This window comes from Burkholderia sp. FW306-1C-G01B, from assembly GCF_058781685.1.
The window spans coordinates 101,168-122,958 of sequence record NZ_JBYSWZ010000020.1 but is presented as its reverse complement, the minus strand read 5'-3'; the positions used below and the strand labels follow the sequence as shown (position 1 = coordinate 122,958).

Below are 21,791 nucleotides of genomic sequence, written 5' to 3'. Positions count from 1 at the left end.
TATCGCGCGGCGGCGCAACCGATTTCCGCAGGAGAAACGCAATGAAACGCACCGACGACGTACTGCTCGTGATCGACGTGCAATACGACTTCATGCCGGGCGGCGCGCTCGCGGTGCCGGACGGCGACGCGGTCGTGCCGGTGATCAACGCGCTTGCGCGACGCTTCGACCAGGTCGTGCTGACGCAGGACTGGCACCCGCGCGAGCACGTGTCGTTCGCGGCGAACCATCCGGGGCGCGAGCCGTTCTCGACGCTCACGCTGCCGTACGGCGAGCAGGTGCTGTGGCCCGTGCACTGCGTGCAGGACACCGACGGCGCGGCGCTGCATCGCGACCTCGACATCCCGCATGCGCGGCTCGTGATCCGCAAGGGCGGCGACGCGCAGGTCGACAGCTATTCCGCGTTCGTCGAGGCCGACCGCACGACCCGCACGGGGCTTGCGGGTTATCTGCGCGAACTCGGCGCGAAGCGTGTGTGGTGCTGCGGGCTCGCGACCGACTATTGCGTCGCGTGGTCGGCGCTCGATGCGCGCGCGGCCGGTTTCGAAGCCGCGGTGATCAACGACGCGTGCCGCGCGATCGACCTGAACGGGTCGCTCGCGCACGCATGGCAGCAGATGCAGGCAGCGGGCGTCGCACATGTGACGTCCGCGGGCGCGCGCCCGGCGGCGTAGCGCATTCCCCATCCGATTCAGGGTCTGTTTACATATGGAACGCACATGCCGCGTTCCATATGTAAACAGACCCTGACATGAAGCAGGACCGAAGGAGACTCGCATGACCGAAGCCGTAATCGTATCGACCGCACGCACGCCGCTCGCGAAATCCTGGCGCGGCGCCTTCAACATGACGCACGGCGCGACGCTCGGCGGCCACGTGGTCGCGGCCGCGCTCGAACGCGCGAAGCTCGACCCCGCGCGCGTCGAGGACGTGATCATGGGCTGCGCGAACCCCGAAGGCGCGACCGGCGCGAACATCGCGCGGCAGATCGCGCTGCGCGCGGGGCTGCCGGTGACCGTGCCGGGGATGACGGTGAACCGTTTCTGCTCGTCGGGGCTGCAGACCATCGCGCTGGCCGCGCAGCGGATCATCGCGGGCGAAGGCGACGTATATGTTGCGGGCGGTGTCGAATCGATCTCGTGCGTGCAGAACGAGATGAACCGGCACATGGTCCAGGAGGGCTGGCTGGTCGAGCACAAGCCCGAGATCTACTGGAACATGCTGCAGACGGCCGAGAACGTCGCGAAGCGCTACGGAATCTCGAAGGAGCGGCAGGACGAGTACGGCGTGCAGTCGCAACTGCGGGCCGCGGCCGCTCAGGAAGCCGGTCTTTTCCACGACGAGATCGTGCCGATCACCGTGCTCGCGGGTATCGCCGACAAGGCGACGGGCCGCCTGTTCACGAAGGAGGTGACCGTATCGGCCGACGAAGGCATCCGTCCCGACACGACGCTCGAAGGCGTGTCGAAGATCCGTTCGGCCGTGCCGGGCGGCGTGATCACCGCCGGCAACGCGAGCCAGTTCTCGGACGGCGCGTCGGCGTGCGTCGTGATGAGCGCCGCTGCCGCGCAGCGCGAAGGGCTGCAGCCGCTGGGCGTGTTCCGCGGCTTCGCGGTGGCCGGCTGCGAACCGGACGAGATGGGCATCGGCCCCGTGTTCGCGGTGCCCAAGCTGCTGAAGCAGGCGGGGCTGAAGGTCGGCGACATCGGCCTGTGGGAACTGAACGAGGCGTTCGCGGTGCAGGTGCTGTACTGCCGCGACACGCTCGGGATTCCCGAGGATCGTCTGAACGTGAACGGCGGTGCGATCGCCGTCGGCCATCCGTACGGCGTGTCGGGCGCCCGCCTGACGGGCCATGCGCTGATCGAAGGCAAGCGCCGAGGCGTGAAATACGTGGTTGTCACGATGTGCATCGGCGGCGGGCAGGGCGCGGCGGGCCTGTTCGAAATTATCTGATTTTTGGCTGGTGGCGGTCGCGGTTTCGCTTCGGCGAGGCCAGCGGCCGCGACACGAACGGCGTGACAGTACCGCCATTCGAAACAATCGGGAAGCAAAAGACATGCTCCCGGCAATGCCGTTTCCCCTTACTTGTCAAACGAATTGCCCCACCTATACTTGCTCTGACATTTGCCGTTCGGCACGACGGGCCGGATCGTACATCGCGCGATACGTGCCGCGAAGGTTGAACCAACGCAGCAGACCGACCGGGGACCGAATGAGTACGACCTATGCAGCCGGGGAACCGCCGCGCGTCGTCAGCGCGGCCGCGAGGCTTTACGCGAAATGCCTGCTGGTCGGATTCGCGTTGCTGCCTGCCTATCTGATTGCCTATCTGTGGTTCTTCGGCGACCCGCGTGTCGTGTTCGAGAGCCACGTGTTCCATGAAATCGCGATTGCGGCGGCGACCCTCGAGGGCGCGTTCGTCACCTACGTGACGTGGGTGTGCTACCGGTCGTCCGGCGAGCCGCTGCTGCGCTGGCTGACGCTCGGCTTTCTCGGCTTCGCGATGATCTATTCGCTGCACGGTGCATTCACCGGGATGGCGCACCACAATATCTGGCTGTTCCTGCTGTACGGGCCCGCGTCGCGGCTCGTGATGTCGATCCTGCTGCTCACGGGCCTGATGTCGTATTCGCGTCCGCCCGATCGCGTCGAGAAGCGCACGAGCGTCCGGACGTGGCTGCCGTGGATCATGTTCTTCGTGATCGTCAACGTGGCCGTTGCGTACATCGCGTATTCGCCGGTCGCGGGCGCGCTGGGCACGCGGCTGTCGATGGAGGGCGGCGCGCTCGTGTTCTCGCTGCTGAACGTCGGCGTGCTGCTCGCGCGGCGAATCCGCTCGCCGCTGATGGTGATCTACGGCATGTCGATCATGGCGTTCGCGCTGTCGTCGCTCGCATTCATTCTCGGCAAGCCGTGGAACCACATGTGGTGGCTCGCGCACGCGATCTTCGCGGGCGGCTTCTTCCTGCTCAGCTACGGCGTCGTGCAGGCGCTGCAGACGACGCGCTCGTTCTCGGCGATCTACAGCCAGGAAGACCTGATGAGCCGGCTGTCGGAGTCGATGGCGCGCGCCGAGAGCGCGCTGCAGGAACTGCGGCGCACGAACCAGAAGCTCGAGTACATGGCCGCGACCGATCCGATGACGGGCGCATCGAACCGCCGGCAGTTCATCGCGCAGGTCGAGCGCGAGATGGTGCGGGCCGAGCGCGACGGCACGCCGTTTTGCCTGCTCGCGCTCGATCTCGACAATTTCAAGAACATCAACGATGCGTACGGGCACCAGATCGGCGACGAGGTGCTGCGCGGCGTCGTACGCCAGTGCCTCGAGGCGATCCGGCCGGCGGGCGGGCTCGCGCGAGTCGGCGGCGAGGAGTTCATGGCGCTGCTGCCGGAGATGCCGCTCGAGGGCGCGCGGATGACGGCCGAGCGCGTGCGCTCGTCGATCGCGAGTTCGCCGTTCGGGCTGGACTTCAAGCGCGTGCAGGTGACGGTCAGCGTCGGCGTCGCGCAATACGGGGTCGACGGCAGTACGGTCGATGCGCTGCTGCGCGTGGTCGACGAGCGGCTGTACCAGGCGAAGCGGGAAGGGCGGAACCGGGTCGTGTCGCGGTAACGCCCGGGCGAGCGGGGCGAGTCGCGCACGGCTCGTCGAAATCGGCCGCCTACGACGCGAGCAGCGGCGGAATCGCCGCCAGCACCGCATCGATCGCCACCCTCAGCTTGTGCGGCAGGAGCCGCGTCGCGGGCCACACCACATGCATCGGCGTGCCGGCGGCCGACGGCACGTGTTCCAGCACGCGCACCAGCGCCCCCGTGCCCGCGTGCGATGCGCTATCGCGACGCGACGGCTGCCGCGTTGCCGGTCGGCTGCGTGTCCTGCATCCGCTGCGACGCCTGCCACCAGTACTTGCCCGCGCGCTGCTGCGGATCGCGGATCGCGAGATACGTCGTACTCCAGAGCTGCGCCGCGTTGGCTTCGGTCGCGTCCGCGCTGCGCGTGCCGAATGCATCGGTCCGGTACTGGCCGTTCACGTAGGACCATGTCCACATCTCCGACGTGCGCATGTCGCGCCCGTTCGAGATCACCTGCCAGATCGTCTGCCGCGCCTGCGCGAGCAATGCACGGGTCGCGGCCGACAGGTCCTGGCGCGCGAGCTGGCGATCGAGCCCGGCCACCCACATCGCCTGCTGCCACGACCAGATGACCGTGCCGTGGTATGCGGAGCTCGTGAACTTCGGCCACAGCGACTGGTTCGCATACGCCGGGTTCGCGATCAGCATCCCGGCATCGGTCACGAGCCCGGTCGGGAACGGCCGCGTGACGTCGGCGACGATCCGCTGGAGCTCGTCGTCCGGCGGCGTGCCGAACAGCAGTGCGAAGCCGCCGTCGGAATTCATCACCGGAACCGGGTTGCCCTGCTGATCGAGCGACAGCGCGTAGAACGACAGCGGTGCGCTCGGCGCGGCACCGGCCGGCACGCCGGCGGACGGCGCATAGGCGGACACGTCGGTGGCTGCCTGCGCGGCCGGCACGCTGACCTGGAACAGCGGCGGCGCCTGCGTTTCCCACGCGGCGGCCTGGTTCGCCGTGTTGGCGAGCGTCGCGCGCTGCGCGGCATCCAGGTACGGATCGAGCAGGCCGCGCGCGAGGAACGCATTCGCCGCGCGCAACGCGGCCGGCACGAGCACCGCGTTCACGTCGTACGGGTAGACGCCGCCGCCGAGCCCGTCGGTGCTGTCGCGCCAGTTGCCGACGATCTCTCCGGGCCGCAGGTGGATCAGGTTCACGACCGACGGCTGCTGCGCGAACGGCTGCGCGGTCGTCGCGACGTGCAGCAGGTTGACGACCAGGCGGCTGCCGTTGGTCTGCCCGTCGCTGCCGCGCTGCGCCAGATAGGCGGCCGCGCGGGCCTGGCCGCGCGTGTCGTCGATCAGCCACGCGGCCGCGATCGGCGCGAGCAGATAGTCGCTGTCGATCATCTTGTAGTCGTAGGTCGGCGTCGGATCGTTCGGTCGCCCGTTCTTCTGGTTGTCGACCAGCGCGAATTCGCCGATGCCTTCCTCGTGCGCGACCTTGCCGTCGGCCGACAGGCGGCTCAGCACCGACGACAAACCGGCCTCGATCGCCGCCGGTTCGAGCACGGGCATCAGCATGCGGACCGAGATCAGCGTGTCGCGGCCGAAGTACGTGTCGTACTGCCACGAGCCGGCCAGCAGCTTGTCGTGGAAGCTCAGGAATTCGAGCACGTTCTGGCTGACCGGATCGGGGTTCACGGACGGCGCGAGTAAATCGGCGCGCGTGATCGGCGACAGCGGCGTCTCGCCCGACAGCGCGTCGACATGCAACTTCAGCGTGTGCGAGCCCGCCGGTGCGCGCAGCACGAGCTTGCCGCCCGCTGCCGGCGCGATGCTGCCGCCATCGCGCAGCGTGATGCGCAGCGCGTAGCCGGGCGCACCGTCGATCCGGTCGCGTTGCCATTGCACTGCGCTGCCCTGGATCGCCGGCGCCGTGACGATTTGCTGCGGAATCGTTGCGCCGCCGTTGAAGTCGCGCAGGAAGCGTACGTTGCTGAGCACGCCCTGGCGGATCGTCAGCGTGTCGGTGTCCACCGACACGTCGGCGCCGATGCCGTACAGCGGGCGGCCGTGCGTGTCGGGGGCCGACAGCGCGGACGGTGGCGTGTCGAGGCTCCAGTTCACCGGCTGTGCGGTGTCGTCGAACCACAGCCCAGTGCCGCTGTTGCCGGCGGGGAAGACCACGAGCAGGCGCGGTTTTGTCGACGAGCGCGCCAGCAGGTGCGCGGCGACCTTGTCCTGCCGGTAGAACGCGTTGATCTGGCCGCCGGTGTCCATGCGAAACGACAGCGCGGCGTTGTGCGACGGTGCGTCGCTCGACTTGACGTCGTCGTCGTTGCATGCGGCGAGCAGGCCGGCGCAGACGAATCCGAGACACAGCGACTTCGCAAGGCGATGCATGTTGATGTCCCTCCTGGTGACTGGCGATTTTTATCGGAATGGTCGAATGAACGGATCTTCCGTCCGTTTCGTTCTGTGCTGCGGACATTCGGGCGAATGCCTGGAATTAATCGAGATGTGATGCTTCTGCGACAAGCGAATTGCGCGGCAAAAAAGCGAATGATCGATCAGTGCCGAAAACGGAAATGGCAGAGGGCGTCGCCCCGGCGCGGCGCGGGAAAAGGCTCAGGGGTGGCCTTCGCGCGAGCGAATGGCGACTCGTATGCGGCGGGAGAAAATGAAACGTAAGCCGTCGTAGGGGATTCTAAATTTACGGGAAAGTTGAAGTCAATAATGTTTTCGCGGTTTTCCAATGTTCGATTGAAAAGGCGATCGCAATTATTACCCGTTGAGTCGGTAAAATATGCGATTCAAAGAAAGTAAATAGTGGAATCCGGATATCCGGTGGGCGAAACAATTGACAATGACGTTTCAATTCGGCGATTGGTGCCGGACAGGAGTTGAATCGTCGCGTTTGTGCCGGCTGTTGTCGGGCAATGCCGGAATGCGCGGAAACGGAGCGTGCGACGCATGAGCAATCCGCGTTCCTGCGATGCAGCGGAAAGCGACGTTGCTGTTTGGGCAGATGATCCGCTTGTCGGGTCGTTTCAAGCGCAGTCGGTTCACGGGCCTGGAGCGTGACGAGCGACGTGATCAGCGTGCAGGACATGAAGTCGAGCGTGCAAAGGTCGGTATCGTCGAGCGCTTCGCGTTGCGCTTGCTCGACGAATGGATCAACGATCGGTGCGTGCGGTGCGAAGGGCGCGGCATCGTACGGCGAGACGGCCGCTACATTCGTCCGGATTGCGCCGGCTCGGGCAAGCCGCCGATTGACGAAGCAGCGCGTGCGCAGGCGATCGGTGTCCTGCTCGATGAATATCGTCGGCACTGGTCTCGTCGTTTTCATGACATGCACGCGCTGCTCGATCACGTGAATGGATCGGTGTCCGACACAATGCGCCGTCAATTGCGAGAATCGCTGGCACCGTGCGTTAGTCGTGCAAACCTCTCGGGACATAAGAACACATAGTGGAGCCCGTTAGGTCGTGTGGGGGGCGTTCGTCCCTACGAAATGGATATAGAAGCCCTGAGTGCGTAAGCCCTCAGGGCTTTTTGTTGTGCTTCGAACTGCACCTCGCGCCGATCCGTTGGCAGCGAGGCGCTTTCATTTCGAGTCCTGACGCTGACGCGCGACTCGGGTGTAGGAACGTCTGCAGCGGCCCTCTTACTGTGAGCTAACTGGTGTGAAAATATCTTGCCCTACATTGACGTGTTTCCACGGAAACTGAGCGAAAGCGTTTGCGTAATAGTAAAGCGCCGTGATCGTCGGTGCACCGTTCGTCACTTGGCAAAGTCCTGACCAGGTTGTAATGCTATTGTAGCTAGCCGAGTTATTGTTCCAATTTACGGAAAATGTAACCAACGTGACTTGATCAAGTCCGGGGCTTGAAGACGGTGCCGCGTAATACCAGCCGGAAAGTGAAAAGGTCTGTCCGCCAGTTCCAGAAGGCGAGATATACGTTCCGGTAATGGCGCCGCTGCTCGCGACGGAGGAGATCTTCATTGTTGAGCCCAACTCGTTGCGCCACGCGCCGACTGGATTTTGGCAAGTTGCCGTGTCGGCCCATGAAGGTGATGCGACGGTCCCCAAAATAGCGAGTGATACGAGAGTTTTCTTCATTTCGGTTCCTTCCGTTCTACTGTGCGGATCCCGCGTATCGGCTCAGCCACTCAATGGCGAACCTTACCCCAATCCGGCACGAATTTTGTGCGAGCTCGACTGATGATGTCTGCTAGCAGCAATCATCCTTTGATGAGATTTGATCGAGTGGGCAATGTGTTTGTCCGGTCGTTTCCATTCAGCAACTACACTGGCGATGATTTGAGTCTTTCATAAAATGACTCTTGAGGTGACCAATCGGAGCGGATTATTAGATAAAACTGAATGTCCTTATAGAAGATTTCATATTTTTCACGAGAGATTGTCCTGCGATTAAGGATAGTCAAGATGTATGTCGAAATCCTCCAGAAATTATAGGGCGGGATTGGATTAAGGATGAGTTTCAGTCCGTTTCGTTCTGCTTGACTTAATTTCTGGAAATGCAATAAACGTCGTTTTGTAAGCCCAAGTCGGTGTCCACGAGTGCGGGTGCGCGGGTTGTCAAAAGTGCCCACTTTTTAAGGAATGGGGATACTACTGGCACTCAGCACGCGGGAGGCTGACGGCGGGGTATTCGCCGATCGCGAATAGATTCTCCTTCCCGGCTCCCGGCAATCCTGTATCGGTATCGCCAGAGCTTGGAGCCGGACGGACGCACCTCAAGATACAGTCCATTGGCGTCGGTAAGTTTGGTAGGCTTGTCGCCTGCCTTCGCTCGTCGGATCTTGACGTCGGTAAGTGGCACGGTGAAATAGAGGGTATTGTCTTTGGAAGGCTGGAGTGATACCCCCTTTCTTACCCGCTTTTTTCTCGGCTGGGCGCGATTTCTGGCGAACGTGAGCGAACAGCGAAAGGGCATAGGAAGCCCGACTGGTAAGGGTTACAGGCGAATCACTGAACCAACACGAACTGGAGCGAACGAAGTGATCAGACATATTGTCATGTGGAAGTTGAAGGAATCCGCGGAAGGCGCGACGCGCGCGCAGAACGCGCTGAAGCTGAAGGAAAAGCTCGAAGGCTGCCGCGATCTCGTACCGGGCATCCTGCAGATCGACGTCGGCGTGGCGACGCCGGGCCTCGATGCGACCTCCGACATCGTGCTCGTGTCCGATTTCGCGGACAAGGCCGCGCTCGACGCCTACCAGGTGCACCCGGTTCACCAGGAAGTGAAGAAATTCGTCGTCGCGGTGGCCGAATCGCGCGAGTGCGTCGACTACGTCGTCGACAGCGCACGATGAGCGACGCGGCATCCCCGGCGGACGGCCCGTCGATCGAAAGCCCGTTCGTCGACCTGCTCGGCGTGCAGCTCGTGTCCGCGAAGGACGGCGCGAGCGAGATCGTGCTGCCGCTCGAAGAGCGGCACATGAACACGTGGAGCATCGCGCACGGCGGCGTGACGATGACGCTTGCGGACATCGCGCTCGCGATGGCGGCGCGCAGCCTGACCGACGACGGCGTCGGCGTCGTCACGGTCGAGATGAAGGTGAACTTCATGCAGCCGGGGCGCGGCGAATTGCGCGCATACGGGCGCGTGATGCATCGTTCGACGACGATGGCCTACTGCGAAGGCGAAGTGCGCGACAGCGACGGCAACTTCGTCGCGAAGGCGCTCGGTACGTTCAAGTACATGCGGCGGCTCGCGGTGGGCCGCGACATCAAGCGGCAACGCTCGCGCACGGCGCCGGACGCGCAGCCCGGCCCGAGCGACGCGTAAGCGCCCCGACGCACGGCCCTGCCTCTTCACAGGCAGGGCCGTTTTGTTTTGCGGTGCGAGATTGCGTGAAGGACGCGCTTCACCGGACGCCGAAGGGCCGGTATTTCGACACGCAGCGCGCGTAGCGCTGGCCCGACGCGGGCATGGCATCATGTGACGTTTGTCCGTTCGCGGCGCCGCGCAGGCGCCGTCCTCTCCGATGCCGCTGAATCCGAAGATCGCCCAGGTGCTCGACATGATCGAGCGCGCGAAACGTCCGTCCTATCACCATCAGACGCCGCAGCAGGCGCGCGCTGCGTACGAGAAGAGCGCGCCGATCCTCGACGTCGCGCCGGCGCCGATGCATTCGGTCGAGGAGTGCGTCGTGCCGACGCGCGACGGCCGCACGATCGGCGCGCGGCTGTACCTGCCGGTCGAGCCGAGCCTCGCGGAGCCGCTGCCCGCGCTCGTCTACTACCACGGCGGCGGCTTCACGGTCGGCAGCGTCGACACGCACGATGCGCTGTGCCGGATGTTCGCGCACGGCGCGCAATGCGCGGTGCTGTCGGTCGGCTACCGGCTCGCGCCCGAGCACCGGTTTCCGACCGCGGTGAACGATGCCGACGACGCGTTGCGCTGGCTGCATCGCGAGGCCGCCGCGTTCGGTATCGACGCCGCGCGGCTGGCGGTCGGCGGCGACAGCGCGGGCGGCACGCTCGCGACCGTCTGCGCGGTGCTCGCGCGCGACGCAGGCATTCGCCTGGCGCTTCAAATGCTGATCTATCCGGGCGTGACGGGCTACCAGGGCACCGAATCGCACGCACGGCTCGCGAACGGCTACCTGCTGTCGCAGGACACGATCCAGTGGTTCTTCACGCAATACGTGCGCGATTCGGCCGACCGCGACGACTGGCGCTTCGCGCCGCTCGACGGCACGCGCGACGCGCCGTCGTTCGCGGGCGTCGCGCCGGCCTGGATCGCGACCGCCGAATACGATCCGCTGAGCGACGAGGGCGCCGCGTACGCGGACAAGCTGCGCGCGGCCGGCAATGCGGTTACGCTGGTCTGCTATCCGGGGATGATCCACGAATTCTTCAAGATGGGCGGCTACGTGCCCGAGGTGCGGGCCGCGCATGCCGATGCGGTCGCGGCGCTGAAGGCCGCGTTCGACGACGTTTGACGGCGGGCGTTTGACGGCGTGTGCGCCGCATGGAGGGCTGCGATGACGGACGGCGTAGTGGAAACGGGTGACTGGACGCTACTGGGTGGCGACGCTGCGCGGATTCGCGACGCGGTATTCGTGCGCGAGCAGCAGATTCCGCCGGAATGGGAGCTCGACGACGACGATCCGCTATCGCTCCATGCGGTCGCGTACCGGATCGACGCGGCGACGGGAATACGCCGCGCGGTCGCGACGGGGAGGCTGCTGCCGTCCGGCACGATCGGCCGCGTCGCCGTGCTGGCCGACGCGCGCGGGCAGGGCGTCGGGTCGGCCGTGCTGCAAGCGCTGCTGGCTGCCGCGCGGCGCCGCGGCGAAACCGTCGTGCGGCTCTATGCGCAGGATTCGGCGGTGTCGTTCTATGTGCGGCACGGCTTTGCGGCGGTCGGCGAACCGTTCGTCGAAGCCGGCGTGCCGCACGTCGAGATGGCGCGCGCGCCGTAGCGCGGGCAATGCGCGTTCAGCGCGGCCGCGTTGCGTCGACGTCGAACGTGAATGCGCGCTCGAACGCACCCGGGCGGACGGTGCGGTGCGAACCGTCGTCGTCGCAGCGCTCCTTGATCTCGACTGTCAGCCGCACGCCTTCCTTCATCGTGACGCGCAGCGCGGTCGTGCCGCGCGTGCCGTACTCGGGCGTCTCGATGAACGCGGCCGACAGCGCGCGCTCGCGCTCGATCGGAATGCCCGTGTGCGGCAGCGCGTCGTCGTCCGCGACATGCGGGTCGCGCATCAGATCGACCAGTTCGTCGAGCGACGGGGTCGGATTGTCGGTGAGCAGCGTGCCGAGCTCCGCGCGCTTGCGCACCACTTTCGGCCAGGGCGTATCGAGCCGCGCATTCGACAGCGCATGCACGCCGGGCGCGATCGCGACGGGCGCGGCGACACTGCTTTCGCCGTCGGGCGCTCGGTTGCAGAACCACGCGAGTTCGCGCCGCGTCCAGTCGCCGACGAGCAGGTTGAAGCCGTTGTACACGGCCGCATGCTCGGCAAGTTGCCCGAGATAGTCGAGCGGCGCGACGGACGAGCCGCGAAGGAAATCGGACACGAGCTTGCCGCGGGTGGGCGCGCCCGCGCGGATGTCGAACGGCGCGCGGTAGTTCGTCAGCGCCGCGAAGCGGCCGTCGCGCGATACGCCGAGCCACGTGCCGCCGGCTTCGAGATCGCGGCCGGCCAGCACGCCCGGTACATCCTCCCACCAGGTGAGCGGCGCGCTCGTGCGGCGAAAGAACTCGTCGCGGTTGGCGGTGAGGGTAAAGACGGGACCGGCGGCGGCATCAGGCTGCCAGTCGAAGGCAATCAGACACATCGGGCGAATCTCTCGCAGGAAACATCGGGCGCCGGCTGCGACTCGCGAGCCGGCGCGCGAACGGGTTGTCAGTGCGTCACGCTTGCGTCGGCCACGCGTACGGAAGCGCGTCGAACGCGAGCGCCGGGCCGTCGGCCGAACCGACGTGCACGGTGCCGTTATCGAGCGCGGCGAGCTTGATCTCGACGAGCGCGTCGACGCCGCCCGCGGGCGCGGCCGCCGCGTTGACGATCATCCCGCACGGCTGGCCGGGATCGTCGCTGTGGAACAGCTCGACGCCGGTATGCACGGTATCGGTCTCGCCGGCGACATGCGCGAGCGCGGTGCGGCGCTTGATGGTGCCGCGGTACTGGCTGCGCGCGACGATTTCCTGGCCCGGGTAGCACCCCTTGCGGAAGTTGACGGCGCCGATCACGTCGAAGTTGACCATCTGCGGCACGAACTGTTCGACGGCCGGCTGCGTGATGCGCGGCTCGCCCGCGCGAATGTCGAGCCAGTCCCACACGGCCGGCGACACGACCGGCAGCGTGCCGGCGAGCGCGGCGATGCGTGCATCGACTTCCGCGCGCGGGCCGATCCACAGATAGCGCTTGCGGCCGGCCGCATCGGGCACACGAATCAGCGTGCCGGCCGGCCCGTCGACCTTCACGTGCACGCCGTCGGGCAGCGCATCGAAGATGCCCGCCAGCGCTTCGCGCACGTCGCCCGCGAAGCCGACCACCGCGAGCGCGTCGCTCGCATCCGTGAGCTTCGCCTTCGCGCGCAGCACGAACATCGACAGCCGCTTCTGCACGGCGGGCTGCACGTCCTTCGAAACCAGCAGGCGCACATCGTGGCCGGCACGCCACGCGAGGAACGACCCGATGAGGCGCCCCTTCGGCGAGCAATAGCCGGACAGCCGTGCGCTCGCGGCATCGAGATGCTCGATGTCGTTGGTCAGCTGGCTGTGCAGGAACGTCGCGGCGTCGTCGCCGGCCACGTCGATTACGCCGAACTGCGGCAGCGGCATGCAGGCGCCCGGCGCATCGAAATCGGCGGCGGACGGGCGGGGGAATACGGGGAGCGAGGCGGATGCGGCCTGGGCAGCCGGTGAAGCGAACGGTGAGCTCATGGAATGAGGGAACAGTCAACCCTGACTTTGACGGAGGCGAACAAGTATTATATGGGTCTTACCTGAGTCACGTTTCCATGTCCCTACTGAAGAAATGCGCCGCGACGATCGTGGCGCTGGCCGTCGTTGTGGCCGCTGCCGGCGCGGGCGGCGGATATTACTGGGCGACCCGGCCGCTGCTGCTGGGTTCGGCATCGCTCGACGTCACGATCAAGCCGCGCAGCAGCGTGAAGAGCGTCGCGCTGCAGCTCAAGCGCGGCGGCGTGCCGGTCGAGCCGTTCGGTTTCGTCGCGATGACGCGCGTGCTCGGGCTGTCGAGCCGGCTCAAGTCCGGCAACTACGAATTCAAGACGGGCATCACGCCTTACGAAGTCCTGCAGAAGATCGCGCGCGGCGACGTGAACGAATACGTCGCGACGGTGATCGAAGGCTGGACCTTCAAGCGGATGCGCGCGGAACTCGACGGGAACCCCGATCTTGCGCACACCACGGCCGGCATGAGCGACGCCGAGCTGCTGCGCGCGATCGGCGCGTCGGACAGCACCGTGCAGCGCGGCAGCGGCGAAGGGCTGTTCTTCCCGGATACCTACCTGTTCGACAAGGGCACGAGCGACCTGAACATCTACCGGCGCGCGTACCACCTGATGCAGACGCGCCTCGACGAGGCCTGGGCCGCGCGCACGCCGGGGCTGCCGTACAAGTCCCCTTACGAAATGCTGACGATCGCGTCGATCGTCGAGAAGGAAACGGGCCACGCGGCCGACCGCGCGTTCGTCGCGGCCGTGTTCGCGAACCGGCTGCGCATCGGCATGCCGCTGCAGACCGATCCGTCGGTGATCTACGGGCTCGGCGATGCGTACGACGGCCGCTTGCGCAAGCGCGACCTGCAGGCCGACACTCCATACAATACCTACACGCGACGCGGCCTGCCGCCGACGCCGATCGCGTTGCCGGGCGTCGCCGCACTGCAGGCGGCGATCAATCCGGCGCAGACGAGCGCGCTCTATTTCGTCGCGAAGGGCGACGGCACCAGCGTGTTCTCGGACACGCTCGGCGACCACAACAAGGCCGTGGACAAGTACATACGAGGGCAATAATGGCGAGCGGTAAATTCATTACGTTCGAAGGCATCGACGGGGCAGGGAAGACCACCCACCTGCAATGGTTCTGCGAACGCCTCCAGGGCAAGCTGGCCGCGGCCGGCCGGCAGGTCGTCGTCACCCGCGAGCCGGGCGGCACGCAGCTCGGCGAGAAACTGCGCGAGATCCTGCTGAACCAGCCGATGGATCTCGAGACGGAAGCGCTGCTGATGTTCGCCGCGCGCCGCGAGCATCTTGCGCTCGTGATCGAGCCGGCGCTCGCGCGCGGCGACTGGGTCGTGTCCGATCGCTTCACCGACGCGACGTTCGCGTACCAGGGCGGCGGCCGCGGGCTGCCGCGCGACAAGCTCGAGACGCTCGAGCGCTGGGTGCAGGGCGGTTTCCAGCCCGATCTCACGGTGCTGTTCGACGTCGCGCCGCAGGTCGCGAGCGAGCGCCGCGGCGCGGCGCGCATGCCCGACAAGTTCGAAAGCGAGTCCGACGCGTTCTTCACGCGCACGCGCGGCGAATACCTGCGGCGCGCGGAAGAGGCGCCGCACCGCTTCGCGATCGTCGACGCGACGCAGTCGATTCCCGAGATCCGCCGGCAGCTCGAACGCGTGCTCGCCGCGCTGTAACCCGCAAGGAACGCACCACATGATCTATCCGTGGCAGACCGACGACTGGAACCGCCTGCAGCAACTGCGCGCGCAATGGCCGCATGCGCTGCTGCTGCACGGCCAGGCCGGGATCGGCAAGCTGCAGTTCGCGCAGCATCTCGCGCAGGGCTTCCTGTGCGAATCGCCGCTGCCGAACGGCGAGCCGTGCGGCACGTGTGCGGCCTGCACCTGGTTCTCGCAGGGCAACCACCCGGACTACCGGATCGTGCTGCCCGAGGTGCTGGCCGGCGAAGCGCCGGGCGCCGCGGACGACGCGAAGCCGGCCGACGCGGACGAAGGCGGCAAGAAGACGCGCGCGCCGAGCAAGGAAATCAAGATCGAGCAGGTGCGCGCGCTGCTCGACTTCTGCGGGGTCGGTTCGCACCGCGGCGGCGCGCGCGTCGTCGTGCTGTATCCGGCCGAGGCGCTCAACGTCGCCGCATCGAACGCGCTGCTGAAAACGCTGGAGGAGCCGCCGTCCGGCGTCGTGTTCCTGCTCGTGTCGGCGCGCATCGACCGCCTGTTGCCGACGATCATCAGCCGCTGCCGGCAGTGGCCGATGACCGTGCCGGCGCCCGACGCGGCCGCGGCCTGGCTCGCGGCGCAGGGCGTCGACCATGCGAGCGCGCTGCTCGCCGAAGCCGGCGGCGCGCCGCTCGCCGCGCTGGCGCTCGCGAGCGACGAGAACCGCCCGCTGCGCGACTACACGCTCGGGCAGCTCGCGGCCGGTGCGGCATGCGACCCGTTCGCATGCGGCGAGACGCTGCAGAAGCTGCCGGTGCCGCTGGTGCTCGGCTGGCTGCAGCGCTGGCTGTACGATCTGCTCGCGCAGCGGATGGCGGGCGCGCCGCGCTACTTCCCGATGCACGCGGCGGCGCTCGCGCGCTGCGCGGAATCGGTCGACGCGAACGCGTTCGCGCGCTTCATGAAGGCCGTGACGCGGCAGCGGACGGTCGAGAACCATCCGCTGAACGCGCGGCTCGTATTCGAGGAATTGTTTCTCGGATATCGGGAAATGTTCGCGTGACCCGGCATTGCTTCTGATGGGTTGCGAAACGATGTTCGGCTTACTCGGCGACGCGACCGCGGCCGGCCGGCCCGCGAACGCCGCCCGCTGCAGCACGCCGGCGAGCGCATGAGCGCCCGCCTTACGTATTCAGGAAACACGATGTTCGTCGACTCTCACTGCCACATCAATTTCAAGGGCCTGGCCGACCGCCTGCCGGCCGTTCTCGAGAACATGCGCGAGCACGACGTCACGCACGCGCTGTGCGTGTCCGTCGATTTCGAGACGCTGCCCGAGGTCCTCGCGATCGCGGACGCGTACGACAACGTCTACGCGTCGGTCGGCGTGCATCCCGATCACGAGGACGCGCGCGAGCCGACGCTCGCGGAACTCGTCGAGCTGGCCGCGCACCCGAAGGTCGTCGCGATCGGCGAAACGGGCCTCGACTACTACCGTCTCGAGGGCCGCTCGATCGCCGACATGGAATGGCAGCGCGAACGCTTTCGCACGCACATCCGCGCGGCGACCGCGACGATGAAGCCGCTGATCGTCCATACGCGGTCGTCGTCGGAGGACACGCTGCGGATCATGGCCGAGGAGCGCGCGGACGTGCCGGGCGGCGTGATGCACTGCTTCACCGAGCCGTGGCCCGTCGCCGAGCAGGCGCTCGCGCAGAACTTCCATATCTCGCTGTCGGGCATCGTCACGTTCAAGAACGCGACCGACGTGCAGGACGTCGCGCGGCGCGTGCCGCTCGACCGGCTGCTGATCGAGACCGACTCGCCGTACCTCGCGCCGGTGCCGTATCGCGGCAAGCCGAATGAACCTGCGTACGTCAGCCATGTCGGACGCTTTATCGCATCCGAGCGCGGGATCGCCGTCGAGGCGCTGGCCGATGCGACGACACAGAACTTTTTCCGGCTGTTCAAGATCGCCCGCTAACGACGCGCGCGCAGCCGACAACCCAGGGAAGGAGCCCACAACAATGACGAAGCCGACCAACCATCCGACCAAACGCGCACTCGTTGCCGCCGCGCTGATCGCGAGCGGCCTGTTCGCTGCAGCCGGCGCGCATGCCGAGTCGCTCGACGCGATCGTCAAGGCCGTCAAGTTCGACGACATCGCCGACATCGGCAAGCAGCTCAAGAACGGCCTCGATCCGAACACGCTCGCGCCGAACGGCGACCCGCTGCTGGTGATCGCCGCGCGCGAGAAATCCGACAAGGTCGCGGCGGCGATCGCCACGACGCCGAACGTCGACCTCGAGAAGGAAGACAAGGCCGGCGAGAACGCGCTGATGCTCGCGTCGCTGAACGGCGACGTCGGCCTCGTCAAGCTGCTGATCGACAAGGGCGCGGAAGTCAGCAAGAAGGGCTGGGCGCCGCTGCACTACGCGGCGACCAACGGCCAGGACGCGGTCGTCAAGGTGCTGCTCGACCATGACGCATATATCGACACGGCTTCGCCGAACGGCACCACGCCGCTGATGATGGCCGCGCGCGGCAACCATGCGTCGACGGTCACGCTGCTGCTCGACCAGGGGGCCGATCCGCAGGTGAAGAACCAGCTCGGCATCACCGCGCTCGAGTTCGCGAAGCATTACAAGGCGCCGGACGCGATCGACATCCTGAGCAAGCGTACGGTGCGTATCGGCGCGTCGGCGCCGGCAGATGCGCAAAAGAGTGCAAAATGACGGTTTTCGGTGCACCGGCCAGGGCGGCGGTGCGCACCCGGCCGGGCGGATTCCGGCCGGAGAAGGGGGTCCGGCGCCGCGCCGGCCAACGCAGCAGGCGGTCTCGGGCCGCATTGACATAAGGAACACCATGTTGCGCGCAATGTTTTGTGCCGCGGCGTTTGCCGTGCCGTTGTCGGCGGCGGCTTTCACGGGCGCGGATCTCGACCGGCTGTGCGCGAAGACGGACGTCAAGTCGCGGGCGTCGTGCGCGGCCTACATCGAAGGCGCTGCCGATGGCGTCTACAACACCATCGACGCGATCGGCGGCACCACGGGGCCGCGTGTCGGCCAGTATTTCTGCCTGCCGCCCGACATCCGGGCGCAGCAGATGACCGATGCGGTGCGCAAGTACATTGCTGAAAATCCGAAGCTGGCCGACTACAACGCGAGCACCGCGGTGTCGCTCGGTCTCGGCAAGGCGTTTCCCTGCAGGGGCGGCAACTGATCTGACGCCGTGTCCGGGCGCGTGCCGGTGCGTGCGCTACCCCGGACGTCGCCGACGCACATCCAGGACGAGGCGTGCGCGCCTCATAACCGAAGCATCCCGGGCGCCGATGATTTCAATCGAGGAACTGCAGCGCATCGCCGATGCGCCGCTGCATTCGTGGCTCGGCACGCTGGCCGTGTCGGTCATCGTCGTGCTGGTCGTCACGATCGTGCACCGTCTCGGCGCACGCATCGTCAAGCGCATCGCGCAGCCGTATCCGCTGATGAGCGCGATCCTGCGCTACATCGACAAGCCGTCGCTCGTCGTGCTCGCGCTGCTTGCGCTCGAATTCCTGTGGGTCCAGGCCGACGACGGCATGTCGTTCGTGGGCGGCATGCGCACCGCGGCGGCGGTCGGCTCCATCGTGTCGCTCACGTGGCTGCTGGTGCGGCTCGCGGCGGGCGTCGGCGACGCGATCATCCGGGCGCATCCGCTCGATACGGCCGACAACCTCCAGGCGCGGCGCATCCATACGCAGGCCAAGGTGCTCGTGCGGACCGTGATGGTGCTGATCGTGATCATCGGCACCGGCGCCGCGCTGATGACGTTCCCGAACGTGCGCCAGGTGGGCGCGAGCCTGCTGGCGTCGGCCGGCGTCGCGGGCCTGGTCGCCGGTATCGCTGCGCGGCCGGTGCTCGGCAACCTGATTGCCGGGCTGCAGATCGCGCTCACACAGCCGATCCGGCTCGACGACGTGGTCGTGATCCAGGGCGAGTGGGGGCGCATCGAGGAAATCACCGGCTCGTTCGTGTCGGTGCGGTTGTGGGACCAGCGGCGCCTCGTCGTGCCGCTGCAGTGGATCATCGAGAACCCGTTCACGAACTGGACGCGCAACAGCGCGGAAATCATCGGCACGGTCTACCTGTCGGTCGACTACCGCACGCCGCTCGCGCCGCTGCGCGAGGAGCTCGCGCGGCTCGTCCATGCGGCGCCCGAGTGGGACGGCCGCGTGCAGGTGTTGCAGGTGACCGATGCGGCGGAGCGCACGATGCAGTTGCGCGCGCTCGTCAGCGCGGCCGATTCGTCGTCGTGCTGGGATCTGCGCTGCCGCGTGCGCGAAGGGTTGATCGCATACCTGCAGGGCCGCTATCCGCAGTGCCTGCCGCGCAGCCGGATGGAACTGTATCCGCATGATTCCGCGCCGGACGCGCCGAATCCCGAACGGCCGCACGCGCGGGCGCCCGCCGCCAGCACGGCGGCCAACACCGCAGCCGATCCGCAGGCCGTCGAAGGCCGCTGAACGCGGCCCGGTGCCTGCCCGCCATCCATCGTCATGACCGCGCTGAACACGCTCGCCATCGCCAATTACCGCTCGCTGCGCGAGCTGATCGTGCCGCTCGCGGCGCTCAACGTCGTCACGGGGCCGAACGGCAGCGGCAAGTCGAGCGTATACCGCGCGCTGCGGCTGCTCGCCGACACCGCGCAGGGCCGCGTGATCCCGTCGCTCGCCCGCGAGGGCGGGTTGCCGTCGACGCTATGGGCCGGCCCCGAGCGTTTTTCGCGGGCGATGCTGAACGGCGACGAGCCTGTGACGGGCACGGTGCGCAAGGAGCCGGTGAGCCTGAAGCTCGGCTTCGCGTGCGACGATTTTGGCTACGCGATCGATCTTGGCCTGCCGGTGAAGAACGACGCGTCGATGTTCCGGCTCGATCCGGTGGTCAAGCGCGAATGCATCTGGGGCGGCGCGCTGCCGCGCCCGTCGACGCTGCTGGTCGATCGGCAGGGGGCGCAGATCCGCGCACGCACCGCGTCGGGCGACTGGCGGACGATTCCGCAGCCGGTTGCGAGCTTCGACAGCATGATGACCGAGTTCGCCGATCCGACCGGCGCGCCGGAGATGATCGCGGTGCGCGAGCGGATTCGCTCGTGGCGCTTCTACGACCATTTCCGGACCGATGCGCAGGCGCCGGCACGGCAGTCGCATATCGGCACCCATACGCCGGTGCTGGCGGACGACGGCGCCGACCTCGCCGCCGCGCTGCAGACGATCCGCGAAATCGGCGACGGCGCTGCACTCGATGCGGCGATCGACGACGCGTTTCCGGGCGCATCGGTCGAGATCGACAATCCGGGCGGCCGCGGCCGCTTCGACGTGCTGATGCGCCAGCCGGGGCTGCTGCGACCGCTCGCGGCGGCCGAGCTGTCCGACGGCACGCTGCGCTATCTGCTGCTCGCGGCCGCGCTGCTGACGCCGCGGCCGCCGGCGCTGATGGTGCTGAACGAACCGGAGACCAGCCTGCATCCCGATCTGCTGCCGGCGCTCGGCCGCCTGATCGCGCAGGCCGCGCAGCGCTCGCAGGTGCTGGTCGTGTCGCATGCGGCGCGGCTCATCGCGACGCTCGAGCGCGAGGCCGGTTGCGAATCGCTGGTGCTCGACAAGCAGCTCGGCGCGACCGCGCTCGTCGATGCCGACACGCGCGACCTGCCGCCGTGGAAGTGGCCGTCGCGCTGACGGGCCAGGCCGCGTGCATTTGGCCGCGCCCGGGCGGGGGCATGGCCCGACGGTGCACGATGCGGTGCGATCGGGCGAGGCGGAACGAATGTATCCTGTCTGTAACAACGCCCATAAAATGCAAGGCAGGCGGTTCCGGGGATCGGGATCGCGAATAATGGCGGGATATCCGGCCGGCGCTGCACGGGGCGGGGGCGCGCGAAAAGCGCATGCTCCCGCCTGCCGTACGGGACAGCACACAGGAGACGTGGACCATGAGAATTGCCCAGATCGCCCCGCTGACCGAATCGGTGCCGCCGAAGCTGTACGGCGGCACGGAGCGCGTCGTGTCCTACATCACCGAGGCGCTCGTCGATCTCGGCCATGACGTGACGCTGTTCGCGAGCGGCGACTCGACGACACGGGCGAAGCTCGAGCCGGTCTGGCCGCGCGCGCTGCGGCTCGACACGTCGATTCGCGACCGCGTCGCACCGCACATGCTGCTGATGGAGACGGTCGCGCGCCGCGCGAAGGACTTCGATGTGCTCCATTTCCACATGGACTACTACTCGTTCTCGGTCTTCAACCGGCAGGAAACGCCTTACGTGACGACGCTGCACGGCCGGCTCGACCTGCCCGAGCAGCAGCCGGTGTTCGACACGTTCAACACGGCGCCCGTGATTTCGATTTCGAACTCGCAACGCCAGCCGCTGCCGCAGGCGAAATGGCTGACGACCGTCTACCACGGGTTGCCCGATACGCTGTACATGCCGCAGCCCGTCGAGCCGCGCTATCTCGCGTTCCTCGGCCGCATCTCGCCGGAGAAGCGCGTCGACACGGCGATTCGCATTGCGCGCCAGTGCGGGCTGCCGATCCGGATCGCCGCGAAGATCGATGCGGCCGACCAGGAATACTTCGACCGCGAGATCAAGCCGCTCTTCGCGTTGCCGCACGTCGAATACATCGGCGAGATCGCCGATCACCAGAAGGCCGAATTCCTGTCGGGCGCGCATGCGCTGCTGTTCCCGATCGACTGGCCGGAGCCGTTCGGCCTGGTGATGATCGAGGCGATGTCGTGCGGCACGCCGGTGATCGCGTTCAATCGCGGCGCGGTGCCCGAGGTGCTGGACGAGGGCGTGTCGGGTTTCATCGTCGAGGATGAAATCAGTGCGGTGGCTGCCGTGAACCGGCTGCACCTGCTGCCGCGTGCGCGCGTGCGGCAGCGCTTCGAGGAACGCTTCACGTCGCGGCGGATGGCGCAGCAGTATGTCGACGTCTACCAGTCGGTGATCCGCGCGCAGAAGCGCTCGCGCTTCAAGGTGATCGACTCGACGACCTGACGCGGCGCGCGGGCGGATAAAAAAAACGGCGATGCCCGCAAGGACAT

22 protein-coding genes and 1 pseudogene are annotated in these 21,791 nt (G+C 66.9%); 17 read left to right on the top strand and 6 right to left on the bottom strand.

The genetic code is table 11. The features are described from left to right. Positions 1-41: 41 nt before the first annotated feature. From pncA to AC3WLY_RS31570, 3 genes are all read left to right on the top strand, one after another. Entirely contained in the window at positions 42-674 is a 633-nt protein-coding gene (gene pncA / locus AC3WLY_RS31580; protein ID WP_072437163.1) for a bifunctional nicotinamidase/pyrazinamidase, read from the top strand. 103 nt (positions 675-777) lie between these two features. Further along, positions 778-1,956, top strand: a complete 1,179-nt coding sequence (locus AC3WLY_RS31575; protein ID WP_492308763.1) for an acetyl-CoA C-acyltransferase — start codon at positions 778-780, stop codon at positions 1,954-1,956. A 259-nt stretch (positions 1,957-2,215) separates the two neighbouring features. Continuing rightward, positions 2,216-3,616: a sensor domain-containing diguanylate cyclase gene (locus AC3WLY_RS31570; protein ID WP_175960985.1), complete on the top strand. Its 1,401-nt coding sequence runs from the start codon at positions 2,216-2,218 to the stop codon at positions 3,614-3,616. A 49-nt stretch (positions 3,617-3,665) separates the two neighbouring features. Here the strand turns inward: AC3WLY_RS31570 and AC3WLY_RS31565 are convergent, their stop codons facing one another. Both AC3WLY_RS31565 and AC3WLY_RS31560 read right to left on the bottom strand, forming a co-directional pair. After that, positions 3,666-3,806 (bottom strand): hypothetical protein, encoded by a 141-nt coding sequence (locus AC3WLY_RS31565; RefSeq protein WP_492308762.1) that lies wholly within the window; start codon positions 3,804-3,806, stop codon positions 3,666-3,668. Positions 3,807-3,834: 28 nt separating this feature from the next. Further along, positions 3,835-5,979 (bottom strand): glucosidase family protein, encoded by a 2,145-nt coding sequence (locus AC3WLY_RS31560; protein ID WP_492308761.1) that lies wholly within the window; start codon positions 5,977-5,979, stop codon positions 3,835-3,837. A 598-nt stretch (positions 5,980-6,577) separates the two neighbouring features. Here AC3WLY_RS31560 and AC3WLY_RS31555 point away from each other — a divergent pair. Beyond that, positions 6,578-7,048 (top strand): annotated as a pseudogene (locus AC3WLY_RS31555) (hypothetical protein); the annotation flags it as partial. Between the two features lie 195 nt (positions 7,049-7,243). On the opposite strand, the gene AC3WLY_RS31550 reads toward AC3WLY_RS31555, so the two are convergent. Together AC3WLY_RS31550 and AC3WLY_RS31545 are read right to left on the bottom strand one after the other, a co-directional pair. Next, complete coding sequence (locus tag AC3WLY_RS31550) at positions 7,244-7,699, bottom strand: avidin/streptavidin family protein (RefSeq protein ID WP_310141231.1); 456 nt, start codon at positions 7,697-7,699, stop codon at positions 7,244-7,246. Between the two features lie 523 nt (positions 7,700-8,222). After that, entirely contained in the window at positions 8,223-8,537 is a 315-nt protein-coding gene (locus tag AC3WLY_RS31545) for an Arm DNA-binding domain-containing protein (RefSeq protein WP_492308760.1), read from the bottom strand. Between the two features lie 64 nt (positions 8,538-8,601). Here AC3WLY_RS31545 and AC3WLY_RS31540 point away from each other — a divergent pair, with 64 nt between their 5' ends. From AC3WLY_RS31540 to AC3WLY_RS31525, 4 genes are all read left to right on the top strand, one after another. Further along, positions 8,602-8,916, top strand: coding sequence for a Dabb family protein (locus AC3WLY_RS31540; protein ID WP_175960977.1), 315 nt, complete (start codon positions 8,602-8,604; stop codon positions 8,914-8,916). After that, positions 8,913-9,392 (top strand): PaaI family thioesterase, encoded by a 480-nt coding sequence (locus AC3WLY_RS31535; protein ID WP_175960975.1) that lies wholly within the window; start codon positions 8,913-8,915, stop codon positions 9,390-9,392. The genes AC3WLY_RS31540 and AC3WLY_RS31535 overlap by 4 nt, the downstream gene beginning before the upstream one ends. Positions 9,393-9,591: 199 nt before the next feature. Beyond that, a complete protein-coding gene (locus tag AC3WLY_RS31530; protein ID WP_310141237.1) occupies positions 9,592-10,551 on the top strand; it encodes an alpha/beta hydrolase in 960 nt (319 codons plus the stop codon). Between the two features lie 42 nt (positions 10,552-10,593). Beyond that, positions 10,594-11,034, top strand: coding sequence for a GNAT family N-acetyltransferase (locus AC3WLY_RS31525; RefSeq protein WP_492308759.1), 441 nt, complete (start codon positions 10,594-10,596; stop codon positions 11,032-11,034). Positions 11,035-11,050: 16 nt separating this feature from the next. On the opposite strand, the gene AC3WLY_RS31520 is transcribed toward AC3WLY_RS31525, so the two are convergent. Next, positions 11,051-11,896, bottom strand: coding sequence for an NRDE family protein (locus AC3WLY_RS31520; protein WP_175960970.1), 846 nt, complete (start codon positions 11,894-11,896; stop codon positions 11,051-11,053). Positions 11,897-11,972: 76 nt separating this feature from the next. Beyond that, on the bottom strand, positions 11,973-13,007 hold the full coding sequence (gene ygfZ, locus AC3WLY_RS31515) for a CAF17-like 4Fe-4S cluster assembly/insertion protein YgfZ (RefSeq protein ID WP_492308758.1): 1,035 nt from the start codon (positions 13,005-13,007) through the stop codon (positions 11,973-11,975). A 77-nt stretch (positions 13,008-13,084) separates the two neighbouring features. Between ygfZ and mltG the strand changes: the two genes are divergently transcribed. From mltG to AC3WLY_RS31470, 9 genes are all read left to right on the top strand, one after another. Further along, complete coding sequence (gene mltG, locus AC3WLY_RS31510) at positions 13,085-14,104, top strand: endolytic transglycosylase MltG (RefSeq protein WP_175960966.1); 1,020 nt, start codon at positions 13,085-13,087, stop codon at positions 14,102-14,104. Then, positions 14,104-14,724, top strand: a complete 621-nt coding sequence (gene tmk, locus AC3WLY_RS31505; protein ID WP_034181217.1) for a dTMP kinase — start codon at positions 14,104-14,106, stop codon at positions 14,722-14,724. Before mltG ends, tmk begins: the two co-directional genes overlap by 1 nt. A gap of 19 nt (positions 14,725-14,743) precedes the next feature. Next, entirely contained in the window at positions 14,744-15,772 is a 1,029-nt protein-coding gene (locus AC3WLY_RS31500) for a DNA polymerase III subunit delta' (RefSeq protein ID WP_072437177.1), read from the top strand. A gap of 141 nt (positions 15,773-15,913) precedes the next feature. Further along, positions 15,914-16,693, top strand: a complete 780-nt coding sequence (locus tag AC3WLY_RS31495; RefSeq protein ID WP_152857514.1) for a TatD family hydrolase — start codon at positions 15,914-15,916, stop codon at positions 16,691-16,693. A 43-nt stretch (positions 16,694-16,736) separates the two neighbouring features. Then, positions 16,737-17,444: an ankyrin repeat domain-containing protein gene (locus AC3WLY_RS31490; RefSeq protein ID WP_072437179.1), complete on the top strand. Its 708-nt coding sequence runs from the start codon at positions 16,737-16,739 to the stop codon at positions 17,442-17,444. A gap of 130 nt (positions 17,445-17,574) precedes the next feature. Continuing rightward, positions 17,575-17,931, top strand: coding sequence for a Rap1a/Tai family immunity protein (locus tag AC3WLY_RS31485; protein WP_011885036.1), 357 nt, complete (start codon positions 17,575-17,577; stop codon positions 17,929-17,931). Positions 17,932-18,040: 109 nt separating this feature from the next. Next, entirely contained in the window at positions 18,041-19,213 is a 1,173-nt protein-coding gene (locus tag AC3WLY_RS31480; RefSeq protein WP_492308757.1) for a mechanosensitive ion channel family protein, read from the top strand. A 33-nt stretch (positions 19,214-19,246) separates the two neighbouring features. Then, on the top strand, positions 19,247-20,425 hold the full coding sequence (locus tag AC3WLY_RS31475; RefSeq protein WP_175960960.1) for an AAA family ATPase: 1,179 nt from the start codon (positions 19,247-19,249) through the stop codon (positions 20,423-20,425). Positions 20,426-20,679: 254 nt separating this feature from the next. Then, the gene (locus AC3WLY_RS31470) at positions 20,680-21,744 is read left to right on the top strand and encodes a glycosyltransferase family 4 protein (protein ID WP_425130767.1); all 1,065 of its coding nucleotides are present in this window, start codon (positions 20,680-20,682) and stop codon (positions 21,742-21,744) included. Positions 21,745-21,791: the final 47 nt, after the last annotated feature.